The organism is Mucilaginibacter flavus (assembly GCF_030409315.1).
Lineage (GTDB): Bacteria > Bacteroidota > Bacteroidia > Sphingobacteriales > Sphingobacteriaceae > Mucilaginibacter > Mucilaginibacter flavus.
Map to the genome: position 1 here is coordinate 169,601 of NZ_JAUFPS010000096.1, position 8,102 is coordinate 177,702.

The window sequence follows — 8,102 nt, forward strand, 5'->3', positions numbered from 1 at the left end:
ATCATTTAACAGTGTTAAGCAAATATATAACTGTTTAATTACCCATAGTACCATCCATTTGTAAAATTGAGATCATTTAATTGTCATGAGCAGCCAAGAATTCAAACAAATGGCATATTCTGTATCAAATTATCAATATATAACGCAAAACACCGCAGCGGAGAACCGTCGCGGTGTTAAAAAAATCTTAATTCTTGGCTCTAATCTCTTGCCTCTATTTTACAGATGGCTTCCATTTTTCCTGGAGCTCTTTGATAAAGTATCCACCTACCACGCTGCGGGCCTGGAAACCTACTTGTTTACCATTGGTAGTTTCGTGCCAATCGCTCAGCGGTACGCGGGTTGGCGTTTCCATAGCATATTTGTAAACCGGCGCGGCAAGTGCCTCAAAATCCGCTTTATCTTTTGCTAAAGTAGCGGTCCACATAATCCAGTCGCTTTTGGTGTATGTTTTACGGCTATCCAATGGTATGCCGTATTCATTTTGTTTAGTTAAATAAAATTTCACCTCGCGATCATAAACAGATTGTGGGAACAGGTTTAAGCCCAGTATTTTATCCCAAACAATGTTATATTTCTGGCTCCAGGTTTCTGGCTTTTCAAATACCAGCGAGTAGTGATCGCCCGCATCAGCCAGTTTCATCCATTTAGCAACCATTTCCTGTGCAATAGCTCTGTATTTTGTCGCGGTGGCTTTATCGCCCAATAAATCGGCAAGATGAGCGTAGCAACCTACACCTACAATGGCTTTTGCAGATAAGTTGGAGTTACGCGCCAGGTGACCGGCAAAATCATCTGTACATAACTGATTGGCCGGGTCGCCGCCTTCACGGGCCAGGTAATTAGTCCAGGCGGTTAAAGTTTTCCAGTGTTTTTTGGCGTAAGCCGGGTTGTTACCATTTGCCCTAACAATAGCCGCGGTAAGTGCCAGCATATTACCCGATTCTTCAACCGGCATTCCTTCACCATAGGTTTGTCCGTTGGCTAAAGGATAGGTACCCAAATCATGCGCTGCAAAATCATGCGCAAATTTGCCTGTTTCGCTAAAGTAAAAAATACCATTTAACATACCTTCCATCAGTTTTGGATTGTAGATCAGGAATAATGGTGCCGATGGGTAAGTAACATCCACGGTATTGATAGACCCGTTACTAAAGTTTTCTTTAGATAAGAAAAGGACTTCGCCTTGCGGGCTTTTTACCAAAATATGTGCAGCTATAGCCTGGCGATAAGCCAGCACACATAATTTAGCATATTTTTCGCCACCTGCTTTTAGCGCGTCCTGGTACATCTGCGCGTTAAACGTAGTGCAGCTTTTCATTATCACCGGGTAATCAGCAGCAGCCTTGGCTAACAATTGATCAAAAGTTTTTAATTGCGCGTTTTGCCACCATGGTTTAAGATTGGTATGGAAATATTGTACCGGGGTAATATCATCATAACCTAATTCAACAAAATGCTCAACGGCTATTTTACCAACTTTCCCAAAAGGTATTACGGTGTTTAACACAACATCGGTACCTTCTTTAACTGTTGATTTGCTTTCGTTTTTAAAGAATGAAGTAACCGCATCATCACTGTTGCTCACGTATTGCGTAGCTGTAGCTGCTTTTGGCGCGGCTACATACATGTATCCCCAATCAATTCTTAAATCGTCACCGCGTTTTTGCAGAATAGGTTGCTCAATAGTGCCGGCTTTTAACACAGATAATGTGCTGGTAGCATATTTTTCTGTAGTTACAGATTGCATTGGTTTATCGCGGGCAATATCTGCCGATGCGCCCAAGTATACCTGCACATTATGCGCCTGGCCATTGTTTGATTTTACACTATAAGTAATGTATGATACCGGCCTCGCCATCAAATCGAGATTCTTCATCAGCAACGGCGAAGTAAAAGTTAATGTCAGATCAACCTTACCACACTTAAACTTATATAAGGTTTGTGTAGCAGTAACATCCACAGCCGTTTGCTTGGCTACCTGTATTTCGGCATGCTCGGTTGGTTTCAACTCATCGGCAAAGCCTGCGTCAAGCGCGGCACCTCCGCCGGTGTTTGTGCAATGAAGCGCCAATACGTTTTCGCCTTCTTTTAATTTGCCGGCAACATCATCATTTAGCGTCATCATTTGCAAATCGCCATTGGCGCCACTGGTGCTGTTTATTTTTTCGCCGTTCAGATAAACTTCAGCCTCATCGTCGTGGTGTAGTTTCAGAAACAGCTTATTAATATCAGTTTTGTGAAAGGTAAATACCCTGCGTACCCATAAGTCGCGGCTTGTCCACACGGTTTTGCCTTGTTTTGGGTCGTCGCTAAATGGCGCCATGCCAGTTTTCCAGGCAGAGGCATCAAACTTTTCGTCGGCCCAGTTTTGTGATGGCTGGGTTTCGGTATATTTAACTTCGTAAGGCTTTTCGTCGCCGCCAGGTAACAGTGTTTTATAATGAACTGGCTCTTTACCCATAAAGCGGTAAACTTCGCCGTCAACTTTAATCAAACCTAATAACGACTGGTCTTTGCCGGTCCAGTGATGAGTGGTTGATTGGTTCAAATCGTCGCTAAACGACCAGATGCTAAAATAAGGGTTGTGTGTGATAAGTGGATAGGCCGGCGCTTTAGTGTCTTGTGCACGGGCCAAAAATCCAAACATTGCAATACATACGGTTAACGGAAACCTCTTCATTTGTTTTAATGGTGTTATAATTGTAGATAGAATTGTAGATAGATAATAACTGACCGTAAATATTTGCTTTTCTTTTCCAATTAATCATAGATTTTACAAAAAAGCGTCAAATAGACGATTAATTGATACGATTTGTAGAAACAGATGTGCAGATATGCAGATTTCAAATGCGCAGATGTGGGACTATTTGAGGATTTGATAATGTTTTTTTCTGAACCGGGATTAAACAGATTTTTCAGATTAATTGGATTTTGATCATCTGCTGAGAATTTTTTGAATCCTGTCAATCTATAAATCAGTTTAATCCCGGTTTAGACAAATAATCAAACTAATTAACCTATGGCAAATTCAATCGCCGCTTTTGAGTGAATAAGTGTGGTATCAAATAAAGGGATAGCTGTATCTGTGCTTTTGATGAGCAAAGGGATTTCTGTACAGCCTAAAATAATACCTTCCGCGCCGGCTAACACTAATTTATTTATAATATCCAGGTAACGCTGCCTTGTTTCGGGCTTTAAAAGTCCTTTACCAAGCTCGTTAAATACAGTTTGATGAATAAACTCGCGGTCGTCGTCATTAAAAGGAATAATGGCCTCAATACCCTGTTCTTTTAATTTAGCAGTAAAAAAAGGTTGTTCCATGGTGAAGCGGGTACCCAACAAGCCAACTTTTTGGAGCCCCTGTTTGGCAATTTCTGTTGCGGTAACTGTCGCGATGTGGATCAATGGAATTTCTAATCGTTGCTGCAATTCATCTGCAATCATATGCATGGTGTTGGCACAAAGCAAAATGGCTTCCGCACCGCTTTTTTGCAGATTTAATGCTGCGCCGCTTAACATATTCAGTGTCGACTCCCAATTATTGGCGTCGTTGTTTCGCTTAATATCGGCATAATTAAAAGAATATATAATGCATTGTGCAAAGTTCAAGCCGCCAAGTTGCTCATTAATACCCTCGTTAATGAGTCTATAATAATCGGCAGTTGATACCCAGCTGATACCACCAATAAGACCTAATGTTTTCATAAAAGCAGATGTGCAGATTACAGATTTCAGATGTGCAAATATGCAGATTTCAAATGTGCGGATTATTGATTTCAGATGTAAAGATTGATTAAAGCAAAAATTCTATCATAATCTTCAAGGCATTTTTTCATCTAAAATCTGCACATCTGAAATCTATAATCTGCACATCTATTTAAATAGTTCGAAACTGTATTGCCCCACGCTCCAAAAATCATCAAGGGCAATGATACGAGGTTTAAAAAAGGAAATAAGGGCAGGCCAGTCGTTTTGATTGAATACACTTACGGATGGGAGGGTTTTAATAATACGACTAACGGTTTTACCGCTTTCATCTACATGGTGCAATTGCCATTCCCAATCTTCGGCAATGCTGGCTGCTAAAACGGGTTTGAGTTCTTTAAATTGCTCAAACATTAGTTCCTGCATACCAAAGTCGGGATGGGTTATTTCAATCGCGATGAATGCTGATCTTTTATCGGCCTGCATTTTAAAATAAAGATGCTTAATGCCGGTTTTATAGTTGATCCAGTTTATCCGTAAACCATCTGCGGATGGTTGTGGTGCTATATACTGGCCAAAGGCCGTCCAAAAAGCCTGTTTAATTTGCGATGCCTGATCCCGGGAGTACAATACGTTCTGTTATTAAATGAGCCGCAAATATAGGTCATTTAGCATTTTTTACGAACTCCACTACCTGGTCTCGCTCTTTTGGTGATAGCTGCCCGCCTGTGTACTCCCACTTCTCATCTTTTTGGTTAAACGTTAACCTCCCTAAAAATTCGGGATTTGCTTCATCAGCCATGATGGGAATGCTGTCGCCAATTTCTGGTGCGATGGGTTGCAAATCCAGCAAATGACTTTCTCCTTTACCATTGTCCTTATACAGGATATAAACACCTGTAAAACCGGGATTAGGATTGCCGGATAGTGTTTGAATTGGCTCAATAATGATACTGCTTGTATTACCTGCGTCTGTGATAATATGGTGACTTACTGTGTGAGGCATAGTTATTATGTTTTAGCTATCGATAATAATTAGTACAAGTCACGGATAAAATTGTTCGGCAAAACTTTATAGATACTCATCCAAACTACGCATGTACGCAGTTTTTTATCGATTTGTTTTAATGATTGGAATGAGAAATACAGCGTTTATCGGTCACTTGAAGATATTTTAGAGCCCGTTGCCAGCCCGAGTAATGCCTAACAATAAATTAATATCAAAGTAATGAGGCAGATATATAAAAATTGAAAAATATATTTTAGATTTTATCTTTAAACACTATCTTTGCGACCTGTAAAAATCCTAATGCGGAAGTGGCGTAATTGGTAGCCGCACCAGACTTAGGATCTGGCGCCGCGAGGCGTGGGGGTTCGAGTCCCTTCTTCCGCACAGCATGTAAACCCGATCAAATTTTTGATCGGGTTTTTTGTTTTAAGTCTTTTTTTATGCTTTTCTGGTATCCATTGAATCAGCAGACTTCTTATTTCGGTATCCAGGCATCAACTATCATTATTTAACCGGTGCTAATTGTACCTTTTTGTATGATGATACTAAAAACAAAACCAAATCTGTTAAATTCAATGGCGGCTGGTTGGTGGTTATACTCAATTTCTTTTTACTGTTCTCAAAGCTAATTTCCAGGTAATAATTCGGGGCGCCTGCAACAGTGTCGGCTTGTTGCCAGTTGTACATTTTTTTGAGTTCGCTGTGTTTTATCCAATAATTTAAAGTATCTAACTGGCGTGGCGATAGTTTCCCGGTAAACTCGCCTTTATATGGTTCGGCGTTCTCCCCTCCTCTTAAATGATAGTCGCCATTGGGTAAAATGTTGATTTCAAGCTGGGGGCATTCATCGCGGCACGTGGATGACAAAAAATGAATTTGCGAGAACTTCGCATCTTTATCATAGCTGTTCTTGAAATTGTTAAACAGGTAGGTATCCGGACCAGCCAACGCGATAGCGGTGGAGTCAATAGCTTTCAGATACAGGCGGCTATTGGTTAAATCCCTGATCAAAAACTTGGCATTAGTCCGATGTTTTACCTTGAAATTATCGGCACTTGAGGTATATACATCAGTTAATAAAAGAGTATCCTTCGCAACCGAATAGCTGTTTCTTTGTTTATCAAAACCCACAAAGTTAAAGTACACGTGGCCGCGGGAAAAATAAAGATGCCCCAGGTCTTTATTGATCCATCGGATAGAATCAAGTTTTACACGCTGAGCGTATGAAGTGCCGGTCATCAGCACAAATAGTAATAAATAGGTACCGCGTTTTAACATCATGTAAATTTACCAGGACTATTACCTGTTTATAAGCCCATATAATAAGCCGTTAGCGATTCAAAATCATCAAACTTATGGTCAAAATCAATTGTTTGGCCAAAACCGTAGCTCACAAATATAAATGGTATACCCGCCATGCGTGTCTGTTCTGCGTCACCTTGCGTATCGCCTACATAAACCGGATTTTTAAGCTGATGTTTATCGATCATTAAACGCATATTATGATGTTTTGGCATATTGTTTTCACCATAAGCCATGTAATCAGTAACAACATCCTCAATACCAGCCCATTTAATAAATAATGGGATGATACCAACGGCGCAATTACTCAATACAAACACCTTATATTTGGTAGCTAACAGTTTTATGCCCTCGGTGACGTTTGGATACATATTACCGCCACTAACAGGGAGTATCTGTCTGCGGGTTTCATTAACATCCAGGTAAACACTCATAGCGTGGTCGTCATCCAAATCGGGCAGTAGTACTTTGGTTAGTTTTTTGCCTTCCATCCCCATTACCCCCATTAACTCGTTCCTGTTGACAATTCGTTGAATTTGTAGTTTTTCAAAAGTGAGGTTCCATGAACTGGCGTAGGTGTCAACGGCATCCCAAAGGGTTCCGTCCATGTCAAAAATGAGGCTATCCGGCTTCAGCATATGAGGTAAATGATGTTTTTTTTAAAGATGTAAAATTAACCTAAGTTGTTAAAACGAAGTTCATGCTTTCTTCATTATTAATCTTCACTTTTGAAGTGTGATAAGGTTAATGTGGGCCAGCTTAGCAGGAGGTTGGTTCCATAGAGGTCTCCGCCGTAATACGCGGGGACTTTTTTATTTTACGCCGAATTGGGCTAAATACCCCTACGATAATAATAGGAAGTTGTATTGGCTGCCTGCCTTACAAAACCGGTAGCTTCATATAAACTTTGAGCGGTAAAATTATCCACGCCTGTTTCCAATTCTATAAAAGCAGCGCCATCATTTTTTGCAAATTCATAGGCGGCTTGAAGCAAAGCCTCGCCTATACCTTTTTTACGATGATTGGCATCGACATATAAATCGTTCAATAACCAGTTTTTTGTTGCCCTCACCGATGATAGCAGCGGATACAATTGTGTAAAACCAACCGGGCTATCATCCTGTAAAGCCACAAAAATTATAGATTCATTACGCTCAAGCCTGTTTTTGATAAAGGTTTCTGCAAGAGCGATATCAGAGGCTTGCTTATAAAACACCCTGTATTGATTAAACAAACCGGTAACAAGCTTATAGTCGGCTATAGTAATCTGCTTTATTTCCATATCATTAAAATTAGATTTTGTCTGTCAAATAGTTATACTATCCCCAACTTTGTAAACTTCATGAAACTTAATATTCAGTTTATCAAAGTGCTTAACATAAGCCGCGTAGCGCTGTTTTATAAAAAACTCTTTGGCGTAACCATCATGAACCGGCAAAATCTGTTTGGGTTGCAACCGATCTGCAAAACCCGAGATACGGGGTTCGTTGGCAAACGGTGCCATTGTCACCATCAATAGGAGTTCGATACCTTTATGTTCTAATAGTTTATCTTCCATCGAATCTACGGGATGGAGTACTTTATCGTTAATGATAAAACCGGTCATTTGCGGGAGCGGATTATCCATGATAGGTTCATGCGCCACTGGAAAAGCTTTCAGGATGAAAGGGCCGAAGTTAGCAGTGCCCTCCTCAAAAATGGTGTAAACGATGCCGACTTTGTCCAAATCGAGACCTATTTGGGTATTAGTAATAACTACCGCGCCGCTTAATGCCAAAATTTGCTTTAAGATGTCAACATCGTAATGGTCTGGGTGAATATGCGTAATTACTACAGCATTTACATCTTCAAACATTTCAGCGGTAACTTCGCCTTCGGCGAAAGAGAATTTACCCGGATCGAATAATAGTTTATAGCCATCTAACTCAAAAACGAGGCAGGAATGCAGGTATTTGCTGATTTTCATAATACGATTTATAAGATTGACAGGATTTTTCTCAATGTCTCGTCCTGAAAAAAGTTTACGTTTTTTTTCTTTAATCCTGTTAGTTGTTTACAAATATAGATTAATCCCAAATACGCT

General features: G+C 40.2%; 8 protein-coding genes and 1 tRNA gene. 1 reads left to right on the forward strand and 8 read right to left on the reverse strand.

The features are described 5' to 3' along the window. Positions 1 to 214: 214 nt before the first annotated feature. The 4 genes from QWZ17_RS28625 to QWZ17_RS28640 form a co-directional block, all read right to left on the reverse strand. Complete coding sequence (locus QWZ17_RS28625; protein ID WP_290308786.1) at positions 215 to 2,683, reverse strand: glutaminase family protein; 2,469 nt, start codon at positions 2,681 to 2,683, stop codon at positions 215 to 217. 332 nt (positions 2,684 to 3,015) lie between these two features. After that, positions 3,016 to 3,708: an aspartate/glutamate racemase family protein gene (locus QWZ17_RS28630; protein WP_290308787.1), complete on the reverse strand. Its 693-nt coding sequence runs from the start codon at positions 3,706 to 3,708 to the stop codon at positions 3,016 to 3,018. Between the two features lie 168 nt (positions 3,709 to 3,876). Continuing rightward, on the reverse strand, positions 3,877 to 4,338 hold the full coding sequence (locus tag QWZ17_RS28635) for a DUF4268 domain-containing protein (protein ID WP_290308788.1): 462 nt from the start codon (positions 4,336 to 4,338) through the stop codon (positions 3,877 to 3,879). Positions 4,339 to 4,372: 34 nt separating this feature from the next. Further along, positions 4,373 to 4,714 (reverse strand): hypothetical protein, encoded by a 342-nt coding sequence (locus QWZ17_RS28640; protein ID WP_290308789.1) that lies wholly within the window; start codon positions 4,712 to 4,714, stop codon positions 4,373 to 4,375. A 305-nt stretch (positions 4,715 to 5,019) separates the two neighbouring features. Here QWZ17_RS28640 and QWZ17_RS28645 point away from each other — a divergent pair. Next, positions 5,020 to 5,101 (forward strand) — tRNA-Leu (locus tag QWZ17_RS28645). A gap of 120 nt (positions 5,102 to 5,221) precedes the next feature. On the opposite strand, the gene QWZ17_RS28650 is transcribed toward QWZ17_RS28645, so the two are convergent. From QWZ17_RS28650 to QWZ17_RS28665, 4 genes are all read right to left on the reverse strand, one after another. Further along, positions 5,222 to 5,998: a DUF6438 domain-containing protein gene (locus QWZ17_RS28650; RefSeq protein WP_290308790.1), complete on the reverse strand. Its 777-nt coding sequence runs from the start codon at positions 5,996 to 5,998 to the stop codon at positions 5,222 to 5,224. Positions 5,999 to 6,024: 26 nt separating this feature from the next. After that, positions 6,025 to 6,657, reverse strand: a complete 633-nt coding sequence (locus tag QWZ17_RS28655) for an HAD family hydrolase (protein WP_290308791.1) — start codon at positions 6,655 to 6,657, stop codon at positions 6,025 to 6,027. A gap of 194 nt (positions 6,658 to 6,851) precedes the next feature. Continuing rightward, positions 6,852 to 7,301, reverse strand: coding sequence for a GNAT family N-acetyltransferase (locus tag QWZ17_RS28660; RefSeq protein ID WP_290308792.1), 450 nt, complete (start codon positions 7,299 to 7,301; stop codon positions 6,852 to 6,854). 24 nt (positions 7,302 to 7,325) lie between these two features. Next, positions 7,326 to 7,985, reverse strand: a complete 660-nt coding sequence (locus tag QWZ17_RS28665; protein ID WP_290308793.1) for an MBL fold metallo-hydrolase — start codon at positions 7,983 to 7,985, stop codon at positions 7,326 to 7,328. Positions 7,986 to 8,102: the final 117 nt, after the last annotated feature.